The sequence below is a fragment of the Thermoplasma acidophilum DSM 1728 genome (assembly GCF_000195915.1).
GTDB lineage: Archaea > Thermoplasmatota > Thermoplasmata > Thermoplasmatales > Thermoplasmataceae > Thermoplasma > Thermoplasma acidophilum.
On the sequence record NC_002578.1, the window covers coordinates 347,691 to 369,553 of the forward strand.

Here is a 21,863-nt window from a genome sequence, read left to right on the forward strand (position 1 = left end):
TGATATATGAAGATTGAGGAAAAGCTTTCCCTGTTAAACTACAAGACGGATCGATCATACGCGCACATAACGATCGATCCCGATATATGTGCTGGATGCCCAGATCACTTCTGTGTTTTCGCCTGTCCTGCAAACTGCTACACACTCATAAACGGTAAGCTGAACTTCAAGTATGAAGACTGTGTAGAATGCGGCACATGCGACATAGCGTGCTCACACGGTAGCGTGAAATGGACGCTTCCGAAGGGAGACAACGGAGTCATATACAAATATGGGTGATGAGGCATGCTGAACATAGTTGTTATGATAAAGCAGGTTCCTGACAGCAGCGAGGTTGAGATCGATCCGGTCAAGATGACGCTAAACAGGACAAAGGCGAGAAACGTAGTAAATGCTGCAGATCTAAATGCACTTGAATATGCGCTGAGGATAAAGGACAAGGTTGGAGCAAACATAACCGTCATATCCATGGGCCCGCCGATGGCCGATGCCGCAATAATTGAGTGCATGGCCCGTGGAGCAGACAGGGGCATTCTAATCACGGATAGGGCCTTCGCCGGAGCTGATACGTATCCTACGGGCCTCACTCTGGCTGCAACCATAACCAAGCTGGGGAACGTCGATATAGTCTTTGGCGGGGATGAGACAACCGATTCCAGCACGGGCCATGTCGGTCCTGGTGTTGCAGAATTCCTCGGGTTCGATCAGATAACGTATGCGAAGGAAGTGGACTACGAAGACGGTTACGTTATAGCTACGAGAGATCTCGAAGATGGGGATGAGATAGTCAAGGTGCCAACGCCGGTTGTCATAACGGTTCTCCTGAACTCGAACATCCCGAGGCACCAGAGCCTCAGGAAAAAGATCGATGCTATCAGAAAGGGTGTGGAATCATGGGGTATAAATGAGCTCGGTCTCAAGCCTGAATGGGTCGGTCTGCGCGGTTCTCCAACAATAGTCAGGTCGATGAAGGCTATCAAGGAACCGGAGCACCTGCACAAGACCGTAACACTTGACAAGATCGATGATATCGTTGCGGATCTTGTTTCAAAGAACATAATAAAGGTAGGTGGTAAGTGATGGTTGGCCTCATAAACGCAATTCCGGTTGCAAACAAGGACGAATACAAGAACGTCGGCGTGTACATCGAGCACAGGGGCGATGAAATAAAGAGATCATCCCTGGAGATGATCGGCATCGGCAAACAGCTGGCACGCAAGATAAACGAAAAGCTGCTGTGCGTAGTCATAGGAGATAAAGTGGACGGAATAGCGAAGGAAGTCGGTGAATATGGATGTGATATCGTACTTGCCGCGGAGTCTCCGGATCTGGCAGAATACAGGACGATGCCGTATGCACAAATAATAGGCGATTACATCGCAGAATACAAGCCGAACATATTCTTGCTCGCTGCGACCAGGAACGGTAGGGATCTTGCATCCAGAATAGCAGTCAAGGAAAGGACAGGAATAACAGCGGACTGCACGGTGTTGGATGTGGACGAGAACAGGACGTTGCTGGCGAACAGGCCAACGTACGGTGAAAGCACGCTTGCAGAGATACTGTGCAGAAACCACAGGCCGCAGATGGCCACAGCCAGGCCAGGCACTTTTACGCCAGCCGAGAAGGAAAAAGACCACAAATACGAGATCGTGAAGAAGAAGGTAAACGTTGACAAGAACATGCTGAAAAAGCAGATAATCAAGTTCATTCCAAAGAAAGCAACGGACCTTACAGCCGCAAAGATCGTCGTGGCAGGCGGCCTCGGGCTTGGCGGTCCTGATGGATTCAAGTTGCTGCAGGATCTGGCGGATCTGATAGGCGGTGCAGTTGGATCGTCCAGGCCTCCGGTGGATCTGGGCTGGATAACCAGGGATCACCAGGTTGGGCAGACCGGCCAGGCGGTCAGGCCTGATCTGTACGTAGCAGTGGGAATATCTGGAAAACCGCAGCACGTAGCAGGCATGAAGTTTTCAAAGGTGATCATCAGCATAAACAAGGACCCCAACGCAGAGATAAACAAGATATCTGATTATATAATAGTAGAAGATTACAGAAAGGCCGTTCCTGCGCTGATAGATGCAATAAAGAACTTTGGAAAGCAGAAGGTGGCTGAGGCTCAGAAGGCCTGATCCACCTTTCTCTGTTCTATCTCTTTTTTCACAACATCTATGAATTCAGAGAGGCTGTACGTTTTTGATTTGCCTTCCCTGTTCCTTGCGGTGACGCTGTTGGTTTCCATTTCCTTGGAACCTACCACGATTATGTACGCAGGCCTGTAAGGATGTATGAGCTTTATCTTCTTGCTGACAGTCTCCTGTGAAGTATCTATCTCGCTTCTTATGCCGTGCCTGATCAGCTCCTCGTGAACGTGCCTCGCGTACTCATCGAAGTTGCTGCTTATGGGCACCACATAGGTCTGTATTGGCGTCAACCAGGTTGGCAGCTTACCGGCGTAGTGTTCCAACAGTATGGCCATTACCCTCTCGTAGCTGCCATATATAGCCCTGTGGATCATAACGACGCGATCCTCCTTGCCCTCGCTGTTGGTGTACGTCAGGCCGAAGTTGACCGGCATGAAGAAGTCCAGCTGTATAGTCGATAGCTGCCACATCCTTCCTATAGCATCCTTCACATGTACGTCTATCTTCGGGCCATAAAATGCGGCTTCCCCAGGGTACTCCTTGTACTCTATGCCCATGGATTTGAGTGCGTCCCTGAGCTGTTCAGTCGCATTGTCCCAGACAGAGAGATCCGGTTCGAGATCGTGAGAATGGCACACTGGGCATTCTATATCCGTACCGCGTGCCCCCTCGATCCTGTACCCGCAGTTCCTGCACACATAGCTGACGAGGTAATTTTCGGGATGATCCCTGTCAATAACGCTAAGATCGAAGGACAGTTCGATGTTTCCGAATAAAATGGTGAATACATCCTTGACCATGGTCAGCAGGGTTCTTATCTCATCACCGATCTGGTCCATGCGCAGAAAGGCGTGGCCATCATCCTGCGTGAAGGCCCTCGGCCTGGTCAATCCGCCTACCTCTCCTGATTTTTCGTATCTGTACACGGTTCCAGGCTCGGAATATCTTACAGGAAGATCCCTGTAGCTGTACTTCCTCCTTGAAAAGATGGCTATGTGGCCAGGGCAGTTCATCGGTTTTATGCCGTAGCTGTCACCGTCTGGAAGGGTGAACAGGTACATGTTTGGCCGGTACTTGGCATAATGCCCGCTCTGCTTCCATATGGTGTCCCTGAAGACGTGCGGAGTCCAGACGTCAAACCATCCATTCTTCCTATTCATGCTGTCCATGTAGGAAAGAAGTTCTTTCCTTATCGTCTGGCCATACTGCGTATAAAGAGGAAATCCCGGTGCCCATTCTGAGTTGAAGACTGCAAGATCCATCTCTGCTATTATCCTCCTGTGATCCCTTCTTTTGGCCTCTTCAAGGTTGTTCAGATATTGCTTAAGCAGTTTTTCGTCAGGAAAGGCGGTTCCGTATATCCTTACGAGGGTCTTGCTCTCATCGTGCTTGTAAACCGCGCTGGCAATGTTCAGAAGCTTGAATGCTTTTATATAACCGGTGCTCGGTACATGGGGCCCCAGGCAGAGGTCGACGAAGTTGCCCTGCCTGTAGACGGAACTGGCATCGCTCACGTTATCCTCTATTATCCTGATCTTGTACGGGTTCTTCGCAAATATCCTAAGGAGATCAGCCTTCTGATACACTATCCTCTCTATGGGCACGTTCTCCTTCTGAATCCTGCGCATCTCATCCTCTATCTTTGCAAGATCCTCTTCGCCGATGGGCTTCATATCGAAATCATAGTAAAAGCCGTTCTCCACAACCGGACCGGTGTTGGGAAGCGCATCGGGGTATAGATTGGTGACAGCGTTTGCTAACAGGTGCGCTGCCGAATGCCTGAGTATGTAAAGGCCGTCGTCAGAATACACGCTCACTGGAATTGCATCAACATCACGTTCTGCAACATCTCTGAGATCATGCAGGACGCTATCGATCTTGACGGCAACCACGTTTTTATCCTTTATAACGTCCAGGAAACGCTGCCCCTTTTTGACATGAACGATTGAATCTGGCATAATTGGGTAAGAGATATACCTATAAAAAGATCAATTTCATGGATTTGAGCGTTTATCGGGAATGTTTATCCGTAATGAACACATACTTGCATAATGCCATCTTACATCATAAGAGACGGAACAATCTTTCAGGGCGATCAGGAGATCGGGCGGATAACGATCAACAGAACAGGCGTAAGAACGGCTGAACTTGTGATATCTGGCGTGGCCGATATCAGGATCGCAAGGGCCGGTTCTGGCAGGTTCGAAATATACGAACACGGAAATCCTGTCGGGTATGAAAGACGTGGCCTCGTGATTGATTATTATTCGAACACTTTCAACGTTGATATGCGCGATCTCAATGGATTTGTCTCAGGAGTCTCAAACAGTGTCAGCGTTTACAGCAATGGCGTAACTGTTGGAACCATAAGCAGGGTAGATAATTCGCTGAGAGTGGATGCGGAGAGCGATGATACCGTCATGATCATATACGGCGCGTTTTTGCAGGCTTACGTCAAGCCGGTGCCTGTGGCAGCAGGCCGAAGGGGAATACAGGGAAGATACCTGCTGGCCTCCCTAGTACTCTTAATAGGCGGCCTGGGGATATTCGATTACCTTTCCATATACAGCAAGTATCCGTATTACTATGGCCTTGTGGTATTCATAGTCCTTGTAGGCGCCTCGATATACGTTCGGATACTGGGAAGAAAAGCATATCTCAGGAGCCAGAACAGGGTTTGAACTGTTAATAGGGATGTTTATATTTGATCATGTTTATTATGCAATATCCAGAGGGAACTTCTTCGGAATGTCCTGTATGTGGTGGAATATTGGAGCACCAAATCTTGAAGATGTCCAAGCGCGATAAACGTGGTGCCATCTTTGACGGGGATCGATTATCATCGCTGTCAGAGGATTGCACCTTTGCGGTACCCCTTTTTCCGTGAGTGGCAGTGCCTCTTGGGATTCGATGAAGGATAACTACCTGTACCATCAAGATCAGGTTGTTATCGAGGATTCCAACGCCTGCAAGAGGGAGATGCATAATATCTCAAGAACGGATTCATATCAGCAGTGATGCAGGTGTCGGGATTTGGACCCGAGTCGAAAGCTTGGAAGGCTCTCGTGCTACCAGGCTACACCACACCTGCAGAAAAGCAAACAGGATATTGAAAAAAGCTAAAAAACTTTTCCGTGACCTGCATCGCATCTGAACGGATGATGCTGCATCATTTCCAGGAACTAAACTTACAAATTCGTGCATCTCCGATGATATTTTACACCATCGGATGAGTAAGCCACTTTCCAGATATGCAGCGATTCTTTCTCAAGTGAAGGTTATGAAGGCATGATCTTTTCTTTAACTTTTGTTAGCTTTTTTAGGAGAGTTAACTTTTTGTTTACTTCTAAATTGAAGTGACGGTAAACATGGCTTACATAGGCATCATTGGAGGCAGTGGACTCTACGACCTCATGCCAGAATCCACAAAGAAAGTTATTGAAACGCCGTTTGGAAACCCATCTGACGCTGTGGAGATAGGTGAAGTTAATGGGGTTGAGGTTGCATTTTTGCCAAGACATGGAAAGAAGCATACGATACCGCCCCACAAGGTGAATTACAGAGCAAACATATGGGCTCTTCATGAACTTGGAGTGGAGAGGATAATAGGGCTTAACGCTGTCGGCTCTCTCAGGGAGGACTACAAGCCAGGAGAGATAGTGATCCCTGATCAGTACATCGATTTTACAAAGAGAAGGGATCTGACATTTTATGATGGCCCTCAGGTATACCACATCTCGGAGGCCGATCCATTCTGCCCTGAGATGAATTCCATACTTTATGATACTGCTAGAAATCTTAAAATCCCAGTTCACAATTCAGGTACATATATAACGATTGAGGGTCCAAGATTCTCAACGAGAGCAGAATCGAAGATGTTCAGGCAGTTTGCTGATATAATAGGTATGACGCTTGTACCAGAGGTAAGTCTGGCAGGCGAACTTGCGCTGTGTTATTCAGTCATCGCTTCCATAACGGATTACGATGTCTGGTCCACCAAGCCGGTGGATGCAAGGGAAGTGATGAATATAATGAAGCAGAATGATCACAAGGTCAGGGACATCTTGTTCAACGCACTTCCGCTCATAAAGAAAGAGAGGAAGTGTTCATGCTCTCTTCGTTTGGATAACGCTAAAATGTGATGGAAATGAAATTGAAGTTTTTGGGTGGTGCAGAAGAAGTTGGAAGGCTAGGAGTGAAGATAACCGACAAGGATACGAGCGTGATCGTGGACTACGGAGTTATACCGGAGAAGCCACCGCAGTACCCGTTGCCCCCTGAGCCCGTGGATGCGATGTTCATAACGCACTCGCACCTGGATCACATAGGAGCAGTGCCAGTCTACTACCACAAAGGTGAGCCAGACCTGTATGCAACGCAGATGACTCTGAATACTATGAAACCGTTGCTGCGCGATGCTCTCAAGGTGACTAACATTGAGGGTTATCCGGCAATGTTCAATGAGGATGACATAAACAGCGCTCTTGCTAACATGCGGCCGGCGAGGTACTTTGAATCCATAGAGGTCGGAAATATGGTGGCCACGCCCTATCCGGCAGGCCACATTCCTGGATCTACGATGTGGAAGTTCGAGGACGGAATATCCGTGACTGTCACTGGTGATGTAAACACCATTGACACGTACCTGATAAACGGTGCAAAGCCGATAAAAACGGATGTACTCATAATAGAGAGCACGTATGCAGGCAAGAACCACGAGAGCAGGGAAGATGTCAGAAAGAGGTTCAGGGACAGCGTGAAGGAGGTCATCGACAGTGGTGGCAAGGTCATAATGCCTGCGTTTGCAGTCGGCAGGACGCAGGAGTTGATAATGACAATAGCTGACATGGGATATGATGTAGCCGTTGATGGTATGGGCAACGATATAAGCACTATATACCTTAATACACCCGGTTTCCTGAGATCGAAGAAGGAGTTCCTAAGGGCGCTCAGCAAGGTCAGGATCATAAAGGGCAGGAACATGCGTGAGAACGCCATAAGGAGCGATATAATCATTTCAACCTCTGGGATGCTTGATGGTGGCCCTGTGCTTGGATACATCCAGAAATTGCTGGAAGACGAAAAGAGCGCCATATTCGTGACCGGATACCAGGTCGAGGGAACAAACGGAAGAAGCCTTTTGGAAACGGGTACGTTGACAATCGCGGGTGTCACGGTGAAGCCCAAGATGCGCGTTGAGTTCTTCGATATGTCAGCCCATGCCGGGCACGATGAACTCGTCAACTTCATAAAGGCCATAGATCCGAAGAAAATAGTGCTCTGCCACGGAGACCACAGGGAGAATCTGCTGCCAGATCTTGAAGGCTATGATGTCTTGCTGCCATACAATGGAAAAGAGTACGAAATTTAAAAATAATCATTATTTTTTATTATTTTCAGGCTTTTGCATTCCATATCTTTTCAAGTGGTTTCTTCTTTGTCTCTGGTGCGAACAGAACCGTTATCACAAAGGCCACGAACATGAGGGTAGCAAACAGGAACATCGAGTGGAATATTGGGTACAGGGGAAACACCACGACGCCCATTATCGCACCGACCCTTGAAACCGATGTGGCTATTCCCTGTATAGTCGATCTGTAGTTTGTCGGATACAGCTCTGTTGGGTAGAAGAGTGTGGCAGCGCCAACCCACTGCTCAAACAGGACGAATGAGAAGAAGAATGATACCAGCGGAATCAGCGAGACAATTTTTACCATTGAACCTAGGAACAGAAGTGCAAACATCACGAAGACGCCAACCAATGTGAGGACGCGCCTTCCCACACGATCAGCCAGCATCATCGCGACGGCATAGCCCACAATTGCGCCCACAGCCACGATCATTCCGATCTCAGCGATCACGCGTAGGCCTGCAGTGTTGAGTGCCGAAGCGGACAGTCCGATCTCCCTCATCATCGTCGGGTAGTAGAAGCCTATACCGTATGAGGCCACATCGAAGAGGAACCATACCGAAAGCACAAATACCGTCTTGGAAAGAAAACCTGATGAAAAGAGGTCTCTGAACCTGACAGATCTTTCCTCCTTGCCCTCTATCACACCTTCGTTCAGATCCGGCTCCTTTCCGGTTATGTTCTCTATGACCTTGCTTGCCTCATCAGCCCTTCCCTGGCTTACGAGCCATCTTGGCGATTCAGGGATCTGCATCCTCAAAGATATTATCGGTATTGCGACTATTCCGCCGATGATGAACGTGTATCTCCAGAAGTAATATGTGAAGGCAAATGTGTAATTCATAATGCCGGAGAACAGCGATCCGAGCCAGTACATACCTACCATGGCGTAGAGCAGCGTTCCGCGCCTCTTCACCGGTGCAAATTCTGATACTATTGTAGAACTTATCGGATAATCACCGCCTATGCCGACGCCGAGCATGAACCTGCTTATGAACATCATCCAGAAGTTAGTCGCAAGGCCTGCGGTTATAGCGAAAACAACGAACAGTATTAGATCTATGTCAAATATCTTCTTTCTGCCTATGCGATCCGATAGCCTACCAAGCAGCGGAGCGCCTACAATCATGCCGGCTAATGCGGACACGTTGACAAGTATGTATTCAGGCTTGCTGAACTTGAGCTGTATTGGCATCAGCAGTATTGCCATAGCTATCACTGAAAGGTCATAACCATCCAGGAACATGCCCATTGATGCCAGGATCTCCATCTTCCTGTGGAACGGTCTCATCCTCATGTTATCCATTTCATCGAAGAAACCCATGACTTATACCTCCTTTGTGCGGATCCCGCAGCGCTATTAGCGCCCAGCAGGTATGAAAATACGCTTTTCATATATATAGATTTTCGACTTTGGCATCGATGAATGCCGATTAAATGCGAAGATTGATTCGTGTATCAGGAAAAAAATATAATGCATATGCTATAGCCTGTTATGATAGGGGCTATACTGGCTGGTGGTTATGGTAAGAGGCTGAAGCCAATAACAGATTCGATACCGAAGGCGCTGGTTGAGATAAAGGATAATTACACCATAATGGATCGCCAGCTTTTCGACTTCAGCATCATGGGAATAGAAGCTGTCTATATTCTCTCTGGATATCTGGGCAACAAGATCGAGGAGCGTTACGGAAGCAGGTACAGGGACATGAACATATACTATCTCAGGGAGGAGAAACCTCTGGGAACGCTGTACTCGCTACGAAACCTCATCGATGAGGTAAAGGACGATGACATAGTGCTGAGGAACGGCGATACGGTTACGGATGTTAACTTCCTTAACTTTCTGAAGAAGGCACAGGATCAGAAGTATTACATAACCATGTACGTGACCAGGATGAAGAGTCCGTTTGGAATAGTGGAAACGTTCGGAGATCAGATCGTCCAGTTCAGGGAAAAGCCAGAACTGAATCATTACATCAATGCAGGTCTGTACTACATAAAGTCCGATGCGTTTCCATACTTCTTCGAGAAATACATAGACCGTGATCTTGAAACGACCGTATTTCCAAGGATGGCAAGGGAGGGGTTGATCGGATCCTATACCGAGGAGGCGATGTGGATAGGCATAGACAGCGAGAAGGATCTTGAAAGGATCAGGGCTGATTACAGGAACAGGGAAGATTATCCATGGGGATACTTGAAGGTTCTATACGATGATGATCGGTCCAGGCTGCTGGAATACGCCATAAAGGCCGGGTCCGATACAGAAATCGACTGCGGAGACGGCTGCATACTGCGTATCCAGTCAGGCCTAGGAACGTTCGGAGATTCATCCGACGAAAAATTCAGGAATGGAGATGTAAGGAGCATTTCAGGTAAGGTACGTGTAAACGCCTTTGAAAATACGAGGCTGGAATTAATCATCTCTAAAAAATAAATATAATATATATCTGCCGCGAAAAGCCATGCTGATACATAGCAAAATTTAAAAATGATTTTAACATAAGCATCCGGTCTTATGGCAATCGTAACTAGAGAGAAGCTTCTGCAGGCCCTTGATAACATTTACGGAAAAAAAGGAATGTCGAGGCCTGATGTGGAGGATCTTTCAGATTTCGTTCTTTCATTCTTCGGTTACGATGACTACGTTCTTGACAATGTTCTATCGCCAGCCGAGAGGGATGTTTTCTACAATCTGGAGGAATATGGTATCTTGGAAACCTACAGAGAGGAGATCTCAATTCTTCATGGAAAGGTCTGGAGAGTCAACCAGTGGCGTTACAGAAAGGACAAGATAGAGGAGCTTGCTTCAGCGACCACAGAACGCAAGAATGAGACGAATATCTACGACGAGATCTTCAGGGAAATGTAGAAAAATTTACAATTTTTTTCTCAGCAAAAATAATGGGAAAAGCGCAAGGAGAGGAAGTATTACAGATCCGTATTTTGGTGCATCATTTATAAGATGCATGATTGGATGTTTTGCGGGATCGTACTTATCCACATGTATCTCGTATCTGTCTATGTACTCAACGGCATGAACACTTCTGCTGTCCCAAGGCATGGTGAATCGCCAGTCGGCGATCTGCCCCTTTGGTTCGCCTATGGATCTTCTGAATACGCCGCTATCTGATATTCTTGGAACACGCCCGTAGACGGGATCATTCTTGTATATGGTGATGTTCCCCTCATTGAGCGCCTTCAGGGCTATACCGTTCCAGAATTCTGATTCTGCGAATCCCATGGCCATCAGAACTCCTTTATGCCCACAGCCATTGGCTTGTTGGCGTAATAGGCATAATCCTTTTCATCTATGGCGATGATGCCAACTGGAACGGAGAACTTGTCAACCTCCTCTTTTATTATGTCGTAGAGCTTTCCGGTACCTATTCTACTGTATATGCGGAAAGATAGCACGTTCTTGGCTATCTCCTCGCCAACGCCGGTGGCAACCACAGCACCTCTCTCACCGACATAAATGCCAGCGCCAGGTATGGGCGAATCACCGACTCGTCCTCTCATCATGGGGAATGATCCACCTGTGGAAACGGCACCGGCAAACTCACCCTCAACGCGCGCAACTGCCCCAACCGTGTCGTGCACGCGTACGTACTTGAAGTATATCTTGAACTTGTCAGGCACTTCGTTCTTTTCCACATCTTCTTCGAATTTCTTCAGGAGGTTCCTGGCCTTCTCCGTCATGGGGTCGTAATCGGGATAGCCCATGAGCCGGGCAAACTTGACAGCTCCGTCGCCGGTCATCATTATGTGTGGTGACTTTGCCATGACGTCCCTGGCAACGAGTATGGGATTCTTGACCCTCTCAATGTTTATTACGGATCCAAAGTGCCCGGGTATCATTACCGCAGCATCCATCTGTATGCTGCCATCGATCCTTGGAACCGATCCTGTGCCAGCGTTGAAGTCCGGGTCATCCTCCATCTTGATGACTGCCCTGACGGCATTGTCCAGCGCACTCAGCTCCTCTGATGCCGTCTCTGCATAACCGTTGAGCCTGCCGTTGAAAGATGGATCGGATCCGACGCCACCGTGGATCAGAAGAACGTTCCTCATAGCTCCTTATCCCTTTTCCCATATTAAATTTCATCACTTTCACTGCATGACATTTTTCCCGTAATCCTTGCCGCAGAGGTTGTCAAGAATAGCGTTCGTGTATATGAAAGCGAGATACGGTGATCGGTACGGATTGAAGTACTCATGCACGGTGAAATCCTGCTCGTTTCCTATTGACATGTAGTATATTATGTCTGAAGTCTGCAGATATCCCCATAGATCCCCGATCTTATCTTTGCAGTCCCTTATCCTGTTGAAGGTGTTGATCTGCATGAGATTGCCCATCCACGCGCTCAGATCCCTGTTCTTATCAGCCCAGGATGTGGTCTTGCTGACGCTGATGAAATCCCTGGTGCGGTGCCTGGCCTCTGCCTCCCTGACGAGTATTGTGTGAACGTCATTCTCTTCGAAGTACATGGGCAGATAACGCAGAAATTCAAATATTCCAGTTTCCGGCCTCTGGTGTTCGCCGAACGTTTCGTAATCCATGAAGAGATTCACGATCTCACCGCTCGATGCTGAAATCCATCTTGCGAATTTGTCCGCCGTAAGTGGATAATCGGCCCATGCCCTGTTTGAAAATCTGAATGATATGTCATCGCTCAGGGGATAGTTCCTCAGGTACAGGTTTATGCCGGATGGTGCAGCGTACCTGTAGTTAACGTCGTATCTGCTTGCGATGTCGTCCGTGCCCTCTGCAAGAATATTCCTAAAGCCCATTCCCTTAGCGACCTCTGCTATGTGATCATTGTATATCAGCTCGGTATTCCTGAATGAAACAGGTTCGTAGTTGAACGTCTTCTTTATGGCACTTTCCTGCATCCTGACCTGGCGCACGAACTCCTCATCGTTCCATATGGAGGCAAGAGAATGGTAGTACGTTTCCGACAGCAGCTCGCACTGGCCGCTCCTCACGTAGTCATCGATTACGTCGATCACCTTCGGGCAGTACTTAGAGGCCTGTTCCATGAAGGTTCCTGACAGCGAGAAGGACGATCTTATACCATAATCCATGAGGCTCTGGGTTGCGGGAATGTAATTGTTTGCCGCTATCCTCTTGAATATCTCCTCGTTCTTCTCCTCCCAGAAAACGTCCCTGCTGCCATTCTTCAAATCGGATAGATTTACAGGCCGGAGACGGAATGGCTGATGTAGTTCGAAATAGAATATCACATCCTTCATAATGAATCGTACACCTCCATTGTGCTGAGGGCTGCCCTACGCCATGTGAACCTCATGGCCTCCATCTTGCCGTATTCCGAAAGCGTCTTCAAGAGTCCTCTATGGTTCAGTATCGATATGGTGTAGAGCGCCATTTTATCTGTATCCCAGAAATCGGCAGAGAGAACATGGTTCAATGCCTCTCCGACACCGGTGGTCTTGCTCAGTATGACCGGCGTGCCTGAGATCATTGCCTCCAACACAGTCATTCCAAACGGCTCAGAGACAGCAGGTATGATGAATACGGACGATCTCTTGTAATACGAAATCGCTCGCCTAAATGATACGAAACCAGTAAAATCCATATGGTTCAGGAAGCCATTTTCAAAGGCATAACGCTTCATTTCCGGTAGGAGTTCGCCGGTACCTGCAACTGTGAACTTGACGCTCCCGTCAAGTTCAAGCACCTTCTTGGCGACCTCCATGAAGAACTTCGGTCCCTTCTGGCTGGTTACCCTGCCAAAGTATAGAACATCACGTTCTCTCTTCTCATCCGGATGGCTGAGGTATGGGTATGGATCAACACCGTTGTAAATTGTCCTTATCTTCGTATCATCAGCGCCGTAATTTTCTACGATCATCCTTCTTGTTAGATTTGATACGCAGATGATCCTGTCTGCGTTCCGTGCACCATCGCGCTCGATGGACATTATCCTCTCCTGTGGATTGAAAAAGGCCGATCTGTCGAACTCCGTGCTGTGGAAGGTTACAACAAGAGGTATGCCGTACTTTTCCCTGATCCTCAATCCGGCCGAGAATGTTATCCAGTCATGGCAGTGAACAACATCTACGCCATCCGGATCGAACTGCTCAACAACTCTGTCGTTGTAGTCCATTACGGTTTCATAGAAGTCATCTATCACCGCATATCCAGAAAGAAATCTTGCCTTTGAGATCCTTACCTTTCTTACGCGAAACGGGTATTGTGGAAAATCGTAGCCAAGATCCGGAACGTAAAGCGTGACATCGCGAAGTTGGCCGATTATGGAAAATAGGTTAACGGTGTGTATTCCTAGCCCTCCGGAGAATGCGGGTGGAAGTTCCCATCCTATGACGGATATCCTCAAGAACGACCACCTCTGAGATCCTCGAAGTATGCCCGTGCTATTTCCCCGTGACTCCATGCCTGCATGATGCATCCTTTTGGAATGCCAGTTCCGCTGCCATCGAAGATCTCCGGTATTCTGGACATTGAGAACAGCGGTGCAAATTTTTCCAGCAGTGCATGCTTATCATATCCGGTTTTCACCGCAGCGGTTATAAAGATGCCGGCTAGCCATGGCCACACAGTACCGTTGTGATAGGCCATGTCTCGTTCTGGCTGTGGTCCTGAGTAAGTCGGCACATAATCTGGATCATCAGGCGACAGCGTTCTGAGACCGTATGGCGTTACCAGTTTTTCCCAGGCCAAATCCACGAATTTCCTATCATTGAGAAGCGGATAGGGAAGGAAATAGGGGATCAGGAAGTTGGGGCGGAACTTCATATCATCTGGATCTGAAACATCGAGTACTGCATCACCTTTGATAAATTTCGCACGGAATTTCTGCTTAATCCGTCGTGCAAGTTTTGAGAACATTTCCGTATCTTCTCCCGTGATATCATGCGCTGTTCGTGAATAGAAGGATAGCGCATTGTACCATAGTGCGTTGATCTCAATAGGCTTTCCGATCCTGGGTGTCACAGGTTTGCCAGATACCATTGCATCCATCCAGGTGAGAGGAGAGCCGGTCAGCGTGACTAGATCATCATCCAGATGGAACATGCTGTTTCCTTTTATGTAGGCGGTGATTATGGACTTAATTGGCACGAGCATCTGCCTTGCAAAATCATCATCGCCTGCATACTCCAGATACTTCTGGACAGCGTATATGAACCATAGCGAGGTGTCTGCAGAGAAACGCAGTGCCTCAACATCCTGCGTATTGGGTATCATTCCATCCTGAATTCTTTCCGCATAGTGTTCGAGAACGCGTCTTGCCTCGTTGTATCTGCCAGATACCAGCAGCACACCGGGCATTGAGATGAAAGTGTCCCTGCCCCAGGGGCCGAACCAGTGGAAGCCGGCTATCATATCATGACGCATAAGGAAAGAGAGCGAATTGTATCTCAGATCAGCCAGATCACCATCGACCGATCGGAAGGTACGGTACTTTTTCAGTGCTTCATCAAACGTTATATTGTTTTCTTCAGCTGTTATCACTACTTCTAGAGAATTTCCTGGTCTATCGATAACCAGGACGCCTGGATTATAGAGATCCTCTTCACTGTTAGTCCCCCTTTCAACCTCCCTCGGATACCTGAAGTTATAATACCAGTACCTCTTTTCATAGAAATCTCCAGGCGAAACTATGTCTATGCAATATCTGCCATCTGATATTCTTAGGGCATTCTTTTTCTTCGTGGAAGCGAAATTCTTGGAACCGGTTCTTATTACATGATGAAAGCTCCTGAATGCGACAAGAGGATGGAGATAGATAGAGTCTGGGATCTGGCCTGAAAAATCGTATTTGATCACCACCGTATCAGAATCCTGATCGATGACAATTGCCTTGTTTATTGTTCGATCTTTACCGAAGCTGAAAGACCACTTTGGAACAGGAATATCGGCATAGGCCATTATGAACTTGAAGCCGTCGGGGAATACACTATCTCGGTAATAATTCGTATCTATGCTGAAGATGGCGTCGCCATACCTTACCTCCTCGAATATCTTGGAGAGAAGCACTGTAGCGCTGTTCTTCGATGGATCTCTCCTGACAAGAATCCCATGATATGTCCTTGTATTTGCGAATGAAACGGTGGACGAAGCGTAAGATCCATTTGAGTTGCTGATGATCCATTCGGAATTAAGATCCATTAGCTATAAAAGTATACAATGTTATTAAATGTATTTAGTCAGTGCAATTTATGGAGAGGTAGCAAGAATCATCAACCGATAATTAGCGGTTAGCACTGATCAATCATATTGGAAATGATGCAAGATACCATTCCAAGATACTGTTTATACATCTTTGAAAGCCGTAAAACATTTTCTTTTCTGCACATTCATTTTCCTGTCATGATAGGTAATTATCACATTCGAACAGGATATTTCATTTGTTGTGAAAACACGAAAATAACAGATAAGATATGCCCGATAACGTGCGAATCAGAATTAATGTGCATCGAATTCTCTCTATCATCCCAGATCCATCTGTGCAGATACAGCTATCGAAAATAAAGGATAATAAATCAGGCTGAAGCGTAAATTGCGATTCCGGACTCTATAATGAAGCCTATACAAAAAAGCTATAAGCATATTTGACGATAAGCCCGTATGGTTAGGTATACACCGCTTGGCAATGGGCGGTTGCTTATAGCTTTTGATACTGATTACAGGATTGTTGATTTTTACTATTCAAAGTTTGCCTCCGAAAATCATTCGTCTGGTCATCCATTCTACTTTGGTGTTTCCGTGGATGGCAATTTCAACTGGATAGACAGAAATGCAATCAAGCACATGGACTACTACGACCACACCATGGTCTCTGTCGTCAACTACACGCATAACGGTATTGATTTCGAGAACAGGGATATGGTTGACATATACAAGGACATCTTTATTAGGCGGGTGGTTGCTGAAAACAAGACCGGTAAGGATGTAAACCTGAAGATCTTCTTTCACCAGAATTTCTACATATATGGCAATGACATAGGGGATACCGCTGCTTACTTTCCTGAATACCGCGGTGTGATCCATTATAAGGGAGGGAGATACTTTCTCGCATCCACTCTTGATGAGAGCGGTAATTTCTGCGATCAATATGCCACAGGGGTTAAGGATGTGGGTGAGCTGAAGGGCACATGGAAGGATGCCGAGGACAATGAATTATCAATGAACCCGGTGGCAATAGGTTCGGTGGATTCTGTCATAAGGCATTCCACGACTCTGAAGGCCGGTTCAAAGTTCACGCTCTATTATTTCATCATAGCGGGAAGAAACATCAACGATATAGAGAGCGAATATTCAAATGTGAATGTCCAGTACCTCCAAAAGCTTCTGAGGAGAACAACAAACTACTGGGAGCTCTGGTCTTCGAAGGTGACTCCCAGCCTGGATTCAGACACAACAGCGCTTTACCGCAGATCGCTCTTCGTGACTAAGAGCCACGCAAACGATCTTGGGGCCATAGCCGCATCCTGCGACAGCGATATACTGAAGCTGAGCCATGACGGATACTACTACGTCTGGCCCAGGGATGCCTCCATGGCTGCATACGCCTTGAGCATATCCGGGCACAGCGAAACCGCCAGACGCTTCTTTGCCCTGATGGAAGATTCACTTTCAGAAGAGGGATACCTGTACCACAAATACAACGTCGACGGCAAGATCGCCAGCAGCTGGTTACCGCACGTCATGAATGGCAAATCCATATATCCAATACAGGAGGATGAAACAGCTCTGGTGGTCTGGGCACTCTGGGAATACTTTAGGAAGTACAATGATATCGGCTTCACCGCACCGTATTATGAACGCCTTATAACCAGGGCAGCAGACTTTATGACCAATTTTGTTGACAACAACGGCCTTCCCAAGCCATCCTTTGATCTGTGGGAAGAGCGCTATGGAATCCATGCCTACACTGTTGCTACGGTTTATGCCGCCCTGAAAGCAGCTTCAAACTTTGCAAACGTTTTCGGCGATCCTGATCTATCGGAAAAATACGAAAATGCTGCGGAAAGGATGTACCATGCGTTCGATGAAAGGTTCTATTCTGAGGATACGGGATACTATGCAAGGGCCATCATAGACGGAAAGCCGGACTTCACCGTGGACAGCGCCCTCACCTCACTGGTGCTCTTTGGAATGAAGGATGCGGACGATCCAAAGGTTATTTCTACCATGCAGAGGATATCTGAAGACCTATGGGTGAATGGCGTTGGAGGCATAGCGCGCTACCAGAACGACAGATACATGAGGGTGAAGGACGATCCAAGCGTTCCTGGAAATCCCTGGATAATAACCACGCTGTGGATGGCAAGATACTATATGCGTTTTGGTGATTTTGAAAAGGCCTGGAACCTCATACAGTGGGTCAAGTCACACAGACAGAAATCCGGAATATTTTCGGAGCAGATAAATCCATACAATGGCGAACCTTTATCCGTATCTCCTCTGGTATGGAGTCATTCTGAATTTATAATATCGCTTCTTGAATATTCGGATCTAATAAGAAACAGGTCATGAATCTGAATACAGAATTTTTTATATTGCATGGCAATTTAAGGGCATGGATATAAGGGGGAAGGAGATTCTGGTCACCGGCGGTGCCGGTTTCATAGGTTCAAACCTTGTCATAAGGCTTGCTAAGGAGAACCATGTTTATGTTCTAGATGACCTTCAGACTGGTTCGCTACGCAATCTCTCGTCCGTTTACGATGGTATAGATTTTGTAAAGGATCGTGTTGCAAACGTGAACGATTACTGCTTCGATCCAGATTATATATTCCATATCGGGCTTTATTCATCTTCACCCATGTACAAGGACAATCCTCATCTTGTGGGCGAACTCATAAAGGACATGGTTTCTGTTCTAGAACTTGCGAAAAGGAAGAAGAGTACTGTGGTTTATGCTTCCACATCCTCCATATACAATGGCGTGAAACCCCCGCACAGGGAAGATGTGATACCATTCGTCACGGACTTCTATACAGAGGCTAGGTATGCGACTGAGAGGATCAGCGAACTTTATTCAAAGCTTTACGGAATCAACATATCTGCGATGAGATTCTTCTCCGTATACGGATACAATGAAAGATCCAAGAAGAAGTTCGCAAACCTCGTTTCGCAGTTCATATGGGATATGCACGATGGCAAACAGCCAGTGATATACGGCGATGGCGAACAGAAAAGAGACTTCGTGTTTGTGGACGACGTGGTTGACGCTCTGATCAACGCAGCTGTTTACAACACTGGCTTCAACGTGTACAATGTAGGAACCGGAAAGAACTACTCGCTCAATGAACTTGTGCAAAAACTGAACGATCACATGCACACTGATATCAAGGCCAAATATGTGGAGAACCCAATGGCCAAAACATATGTCCACGAAACCCTTGCGGATACCAAGAAATCTGAAGAAAAGATAAAATTCAAGGCCAAGATCAGCCTCGACGAAGGCATAGATAAGCTCATGAAATATTACGGATACTGATCCGTAAGCTATTGATCTTTTTTCTAAAAATTTTCATGACTTGTGCAGTGCAGGTATCTCTTGAAATTTTAGGATGTCACCTGTCCTGATAGTAGATTATGCGTGAACCCTCGAAATCAAAATCATAGTCCATCTGCCTCAAGCCCAACTCCTTCAGGTTTTCCCTCTTGTTGTGATCGATGAAGAAGAGCAGAAAGCCGCCGCCTCCAGCACCTATCAGCTTGCCCCCGTATGCGCCAAGCTCCTTTGCCCTAATGTAGAGGCGATCTATGAGGTCATTTGTGATCTTTCCAGAGAGCTTCCTCTTAAGCATCCAGTTCCTGTCCATTATCTCGCCAAGCTCCTTTATATCGCTGGCGTAAAGCTTCACAGCGAATTCCTCGGCAAGCTTCTTCATCTCCAGATACTCCTGTATGTGATCGTCTATCTTCGATATCTGATCAGTATGGATATCGGTTGATGATCTCTCAACCCCAGTATACAGTAATGCCGTATTGTCGCGCAGGTATTTCAAGCGTTCCGTATTAAGCGGTATCGGTTTTACGCGCACTTCACCGTTTTGAAAGAACTGGAGCAGGTCTATGCCACCGTAAGCTGCCATGTACTGATCCTGCTTTCCACCGGCTTCTCTGAGTATTTCCCTCTCTATCTTCACTGCTTCTTCCGCAAGAGTCTCATTTGAAACGTATTCTGATTTATAAGCATGCAGTGCATTCAATAACCCGACGAGAAACGATGATGATGATCCAAGACCCGTACCCTGCGATGGCACATCGCTTATGGAAAGTATTTCAATTCCCCCATCCAGCTCGAGAAGCCTGAGGGCTTCCCTGACAGTGGGATGCCTTATCTCATCGACTTTATCCACGATTTCGGTTCTGGAGTATGAAACCCTGATCTTGCTATCGAACTTCTTGTTGACGATTATGTATATGTACCTGTTTATTGCAGCCGATACCACGGATCCGCCATGCCTGGTATAGAAGTCAGGCAAATCTGTTCCGCCACCAACAAATGTTATCCTCAATGGGGTTCGAGTGATTATCATCCGCGTAAAAATCACTTCTGATCTATTTAATCTTTGTTTGTGTATCGATCACTGCCTATTCCATGCGATCTAGGTTCAGATGGCATCTGGTGATTACGATTGGGCACATATATACACCAGGCATGGTATTCATGATCAAGAAAAAGTTTCAATTAGTATTTTTACATTAAGCATAGGATAACCATAAAAGCCCACGACATTGTTATAGGACTGATCGTCGCCGCCATCGGTGGAATAATATTCACAGTAAGTCTGTACCTAGGAATAGCCGATATAATAATTGGAATAGTGCTTCTCTTCTTTGGCCTTGAATTGCACATACCGGTAGGATCGAAGCAGGACGTCAGGTTCGAAGGAAAAGTGAGGTATGAATGGGCTATAAAAGAAGGGCTTGCAAGAATAGCTGATGGCCGCATGCATGTTGACAAGGGCGTATTTCTCAGCATAATGGAAAAGTCAAAGGAAGCGCTGAATTACTCGGACAACATCCCTGAGTTCGGCATGGAAGCCATATACCTTTACTTCTCCAACCGCGAAAGGGCAATGCACATAGCAGAAGAACTCAGATCTGCCGGTGTTAAGGCCGATGTTCAGGACGATAAGGTGGGAAGCACACTTAAGATCAGTTTCATCGTTCAATCGGACAGATCTGATAAGTAAGTTGTTTATAGACAAGTTTTTAAGCCATGGTTCAATGCAAGACCATGAACAGCGATCCGACCCGCGAAAGAATACTTCACGGGCTGATTACGCTATATATACTCAAGGAACTCGTGAAGCGGCCCATGCACGGTTACGAGCTTCAAAAGAGCATGTTTGAGACCACAGGCCAGGCTCTTCCGCAGGGATCCATATACATACTGCTGAAGACCATGAAGGAGAGGGGTTTTGTAATTTCGGAGTCTTCGGTCAATGAGAAAGGCCAGCAGTTAACCGTTTACCATATAACCGATGCTGGGAAAAAATTCCTTTGCGATCACTCTCAGGCCCTGCAGCTGGCCAGGAAGATCATCGATGATCTTCTCAGCACGGTGGATATAATAGAGAACAGGAATTGATAAGCTATTTATAGATAAATGACATATTGATGTATGGAAAAAATAAGGATCATAGCTGCACCAGGTCCAGTATCTTATCCAATAATAGCTGCGAGATCTGATATATTCGATATAGTTTTTGATAAGGAACAGAAAGGAGACATAGTTCTGGATTCAACGGTATCGCTCGTGAAGCGTGGCATAAAATTCAATCTATCTCTCATAAGGGGATTATCCGTGATCTCACCCCAGATCGGAAGGAAGATCGCTGTTTGGAGGCGAGGGAGTGCAAACGATGTTCTCCTGAAAATAGCACTGGATCTTGAAAAGATGCGTTCTGACATAGTCTATGCCGAAGATCAGAAGGAGATCTTGGAACTACTGAACAGTGGGAAGGTCGATTCTGCAGTTCTGGCCTCGCCTTTCGGGAGTGGCATAAGATTTGAAGATCTTTTCAGGAAGCACGATCTTGAAATGCCTGGCAGCTGCGGAGCCTACGTTCGCGAAGATCTCATAGATACATTCGCAGGGGAGTACAGGAAGGGCATAGAAAAAATGAGATCCGATCCAGAGAATACATCAAAATACGTGGCTTCAGTGCTTCCGATGAAGGTGGATCCGAAGTTCATAGCTGGCACAATACTTAAATCGGACGTTTCGCCAGAACTCGTATTTGATGCGACAGCATTTGCTGAGACTGTTAAAAAATACCTGAACTGAAGATGGTGA

Annotated in this window: 21 protein-coding genes and 1 tRNA gene; 13 read left to right on the forward strand and 9 right to left on the reverse strand. The window is 46.8% G+C overall.

Annotation, left to right across the window (positions count from 1 at the left end; genetic code table 11):
- Window positions 1-6 precede the first annotated feature (6 nt).
- From TA_RS01690 to TA_RS01700, 3 genes are read left to right on the forward strand one after another with little or no spacing between them, the layout of a single operon-like run.
- A complete protein-coding gene (locus TA_RS01690; protein ID WP_010900756.1) occupies window positions 7-279 on the forward strand; it encodes a ferredoxin family protein in 273 nt (90 codons plus the stop codon).
- Window positions 280-285: 6 nt separating this feature from the next.
- Complete coding sequence (locus TA_RS01695; protein ID WP_241761872.1) at window positions 286-1,080, forward strand: electron transfer flavoprotein subunit beta/FixA family protein; 795 nt, start codon at window positions 286-288, stop codon at window positions 1,078-1,080.
- Window positions 1,080-2,132 carry an electron transfer flavoprotein subunit alpha/FixB family protein gene (locus tag TA_RS01700; RefSeq protein WP_048161529.1) on the forward strand — a complete coding sequence of 351 codons (1,053 nt, stop codon included), beginning with the start codon at window positions 1,080-1,082 and terminating at the stop codon, window positions 2,130-2,132. The genes TA_RS01695 and TA_RS01700 overlap by 1 nt, the downstream gene beginning before the upstream one ends.
- On the opposite strand, the gene TA_RS01705 is transcribed toward TA_RS01700, so the two are convergent.
- Window positions 2,120-4,102: a threonine--tRNA ligase gene (locus tag TA_RS01705; protein WP_010900759.1), complete on the reverse strand. Its 1,983-nt coding sequence runs from the start codon at window positions 4,100-4,102 to the stop codon at window positions 2,120-2,122. The two genes, TA_RS01700 and TA_RS01705, sit on opposite strands and share 13 nt — an antisense overlap.
- Window positions 4,103-4,195: 93 nt before the next feature.
- Here TA_RS01705 and TA_RS01710 point away from each other — a divergent pair, with 93 nt between their 5' ends.
- Window positions 4,196-4,825: a hypothetical protein gene (locus TA_RS01710; RefSeq protein ID WP_048161530.1), complete on the forward strand. Its 630-nt coding sequence runs from the start codon at window positions 4,196-4,198 to the stop codon at window positions 4,823-4,825.
- Window positions 4,826-5,162: 337 nt separating this feature from the next.
- Here the strand turns inward: TA_RS01710 and TA_RS01715 are convergent.
- A tRNA-Gly gene (locus TA_RS01715) sits at window positions 5,163-5,235 on the reverse strand.
- 277 nt (window positions 5,236-5,512) lie between these two features.
- Between TA_RS01715 and TA_RS01720 the strand changes: the two genes are divergently transcribed.
- Together TA_RS01720 and TA_RS01725 are read left to right on the forward strand one after the other, a co-directional pair.
- A complete protein-coding gene (locus TA_RS01720) occupies window positions 5,513-6,286 on the forward strand; it encodes an S-methyl-5'-thioadenosine phosphorylase (RefSeq protein WP_048161532.1) in 774 nt (257 codons plus the stop codon).
- Window positions 6,287-6,291: 5 nt separating this feature from the next.
- Window positions 6,292-7,515, forward strand: a complete 1,224-nt coding sequence (locus TA_RS01725; protein WP_010900761.1) for an MBL fold metallo-hydrolase — start codon at window positions 6,292-6,294, stop codon at window positions 7,513-7,515.
- A gap of 25 nt (window positions 7,516-7,540) precedes the next feature.
- Here the strand turns inward: TA_RS01725 and TA_RS01730 are convergent, their stop codons facing one another.
- Window positions 7,541-8,878 (reverse strand): MFS transporter, encoded by a 1,338-nt coding sequence (locus TA_RS01730; protein WP_010900762.1) that lies wholly within the window; start codon window positions 8,876-8,878, stop codon window positions 7,541-7,543.
- 171 nt (window positions 8,879-9,049) lie between these two features.
- On the opposite strand from TA_RS01730, the gene TA_RS01735 reads away from it, so the two are divergent.
- The gene (locus TA_RS01735) at window positions 9,050-9,994 is read left to right on the forward strand and encodes a nucleotidyltransferase family protein (protein ID WP_010900763.1); all 945 of its coding nucleotides are present in this window, start codon (window positions 9,050-9,052) and stop codon (window positions 9,992-9,994) included.
- A gap of 81 nt (window positions 9,995-10,075) precedes the next feature.
- Window positions 10,076-10,429, forward strand: coding sequence for a DUF6015 family protein (locus tag TA_RS01740; RefSeq protein ID WP_010900764.1), 354 nt, complete (start codon window positions 10,076-10,078; stop codon window positions 10,427-10,429).
- 6 nt (window positions 10,430-10,435) lie between these two features.
- Here TA_RS01740 and TA_RS01745 read toward each other — a convergent pair whose 3' ends face one another.
- The 5 genes from TA_RS01745 to TA_RS01765 are packed head-to-tail and all read right to left on the reverse strand — an operon-like array spanning window position 10,436 to window position 15,712.
- Entirely contained in the window at window positions 10,436-10,807 is a 372-nt protein-coding gene (locus TA_RS01745) for a hypothetical protein (protein ID WP_010900765.1), read from the reverse strand.
- Window positions 10,807-11,631, reverse strand: coding sequence for an isoaspartyl peptidase/L-asparaginase (locus TA_RS01750; RefSeq protein WP_010900766.1), 825 nt, complete (start codon window positions 11,629-11,631; stop codon window positions 10,807-10,809). The genes TA_RS01745 and TA_RS01750 overlap by 1 nt, the downstream gene beginning before the upstream one ends.
- A gap of 39 nt (window positions 11,632-11,670) precedes the next feature.
- Window positions 11,671-12,813 (reverse strand): glycoside hydrolase family 57 protein, encoded by a 1,143-nt coding sequence (locus tag TA_RS01755; RefSeq protein WP_010900767.1) that lies wholly within the window; start codon window positions 12,811-12,813, stop codon window positions 11,671-11,673.
- Entirely contained in the window at window positions 12,810-13,919 is a 1,110-nt protein-coding gene (locus TA_RS01760) for a glycosyltransferase family 4 protein (RefSeq protein WP_156778567.1), read from the reverse strand. Before TA_RS01760 ends, TA_RS01755 begins: the two co-directional genes overlap by 4 nt.
- Window positions 13,916-15,712 (reverse strand): amylo-alpha-1,6-glucosidase, encoded by a 1,797-nt coding sequence (locus tag TA_RS01765; RefSeq protein WP_010900769.1) that lies wholly within the window; start codon window positions 15,710-15,712, stop codon window positions 13,916-13,918. The genes TA_RS01760 and TA_RS01765 overlap by 4 nt, the downstream gene beginning before the upstream one ends.
- A 459-nt stretch (window positions 15,713-16,171) precedes the next feature.
- Here TA_RS01765 and TA_RS01770 point away from each other — a divergent pair, with 459 nt between their 5' ends.
- Both TA_RS01770 and TA_RS01775 read left to right on the forward strand, forming a co-directional pair.
- Window positions 16,172-18,082, forward strand: coding sequence for a glycoside hydrolase family 15 protein (locus TA_RS01770; protein WP_010900770.1), 1,911 nt, complete (start codon window positions 16,172-16,174; stop codon window positions 18,080-18,082).
- A 43-nt stretch (window positions 18,083-18,125) separates the two neighbouring features.
- Entirely contained in the window at window positions 18,126-19,049 is a 924-nt protein-coding gene (locus TA_RS01775) for an NAD-dependent epimerase/dehydratase family protein (protein WP_010900771.1), read from the forward strand.
- 76 nt (window positions 19,050-19,125) lie between these two features.
- On the opposite strand, the gene TA_RS01780 is transcribed toward TA_RS01775, so the two are convergent.
- The gene (locus TA_RS01780; protein ID WP_010900772.1) at window positions 19,126-20,097 is read right to left on the reverse strand and encodes a GHMP family kinase ATP-binding protein; all 972 of its coding nucleotides are present in this window, start codon (window positions 20,095-20,097) and stop codon (window positions 19,126-19,128) included.
- Between the two features lie 288 nt (window positions 20,098-20,385).
- On the opposite strand from TA_RS01780, the gene TA_RS01785 reads away from it, so the two are divergent.
- From TA_RS01785 to TA_RS01795, 3 genes are read left to right on the forward strand one after another with little or no spacing between them, the layout of a single operon-like run.
- Window positions 20,386-20,757 carry a hypothetical protein gene (locus tag TA_RS01785; RefSeq protein WP_010900773.1) on the forward strand — a complete coding sequence of 124 codons (372 nt, stop codon included), beginning with the start codon at window positions 20,386-20,388 and terminating at the stop codon, window positions 20,755-20,757.
- Between the two features lie 44 nt (window positions 20,758-20,801).
- A complete protein-coding gene (locus TA_RS01790) occupies window positions 20,802-21,155 on the forward strand; it encodes a PadR family transcriptional regulator (RefSeq protein ID WP_010900774.1) in 354 nt (117 codons plus the stop codon).
- Between the two features lie 33 nt (window positions 21,156-21,188).
- A complete protein-coding gene (locus tag TA_RS01795) occupies window positions 21,189-21,854 on the forward strand; it encodes a DUF3834 domain-containing protein (RefSeq protein ID WP_010900775.1) in 666 nt (221 codons plus the stop codon).
- Window positions 21,855-21,863 lie beyond the last annotated feature (9 nt).

Bases quoted from the DNA above. Each gene is read 5' to 3' on its own strand.
- TA_RS01690 (WP_010900756.1), top strand. From the start codon at position 7: ATGAAGATTGAGGAAAAGCTTTCCCTGTTAAACTACAAGACGGATCGA.
- TA_RS01695 (WP_241761872.1), top strand. From the start codon at position 286: ATGCTGAACATAGTTGTTATGATAAAGCAGGTTCCTGACAGCAGCGAG.
- TA_RS01700 (WP_048161529.1), top strand. From the start codon at position 1,080: ATGGTTGGCCTCATAAACGCAATTCCGGTTGCAAACAAGGACGAATAC.
- TA_RS01705 (WP_010900759.1), bottom strand. From the start codon at position 4,102: ATGCCAGATTCAATCGTTCATGTCAAAAAGGGGCAGCGTTTCCTGGAC.
- TA_RS01710 (WP_048161530.1), top strand. From the start codon at position 4,196: ATGCCATCTTACATCATAAGAGACGGAACAATCTTTCAGGGCGATCAG.
- TA_RS01720 (WP_048161532.1), top strand. From the start codon at position 5,513: ATGGCTTACATAGGCATCATTGGAGGCAGTGGACTCTACGACCTCATG.
- TA_RS01725 (WP_010900761.1), top strand. From the start codon at position 6,292: ATGAAATTGAAGTTTTTGGGTGGTGCAGAAGAAGTTGGAAGGCTAGGA.
- TA_RS01730 (WP_010900762.1), bottom strand. From the start codon at position 8,878: ATGGGTTTCTTCGATGAAATGGATAACATGAGGATGAGACCGTTCCAC.
- TA_RS01735 (WP_010900763.1), top strand. From the start codon at position 9,050: ATGATAGGGGCTATACTGGCTGGTGGTTATGGTAAGAGGCTGAAGCCA.
- TA_RS01740 (WP_010900764.1), top strand. From the start codon at position 10,076: ATGGCAATCGTAACTAGAGAGAAGCTTCTGCAGGCCCTTGATAACATT.
- TA_RS01745 (WP_010900765.1), bottom strand. From the start codon at position 10,807: ATGGCCATGGGATTCGCAGAATCAGAATTCTGGAACGGTATAGCCCTG.
- TA_RS01750 (WP_010900766.1), bottom strand. From the start codon at position 11,631: ATGAGGAACGTTCTTCTGATCCACGGTGGCGTCGGATCCGATCCATCT.
- TA_RS01755 (WP_010900767.1), bottom strand. From the start codon at position 12,813: ATGAAGGATGTGATATTCTATTTCGAACTACATCAGCCATTCCGTCTC.
- TA_RS01765 (WP_010900769.1), bottom strand. From the start codon at position 15,712: ATGGATCTTAATTCCGAATGGATCATCAGCAACTCAAATGGATCTTAC.
- TA_RS01770 (WP_010900770.1), top strand. From the start codon at position 16,172: ATGGTTAGGTATACACCGCTTGGCAATGGGCGGTTGCTTATAGCTTTT.
- TA_RS01775 (WP_010900771.1), top strand. From the start codon at position 18,126: ATGGATATAAGGGGGAAGGAGATTCTGGTCACCGGCGGTGCCGGTTTC.
- TA_RS01780 (WP_010900772.1), bottom strand. From the start codon at position 20,097: ATGATAATCACTCGAACCCCATTGAGGATAACATTTGTTGGTGGCGGA.
- TA_RS01790 (WP_010900774.1), top strand. From the start codon at position 20,802: ATGAACAGCGATCCGACCCGCGAAAGAATACTTCACGGGCTGATTACG.
- TA_RS01795 (WP_010900775.1), top strand. From the start codon at position 21,189: ATGGAAAAAATAAGGATCATAGCTGCACCAGGTCCAGTATCTTATCCA.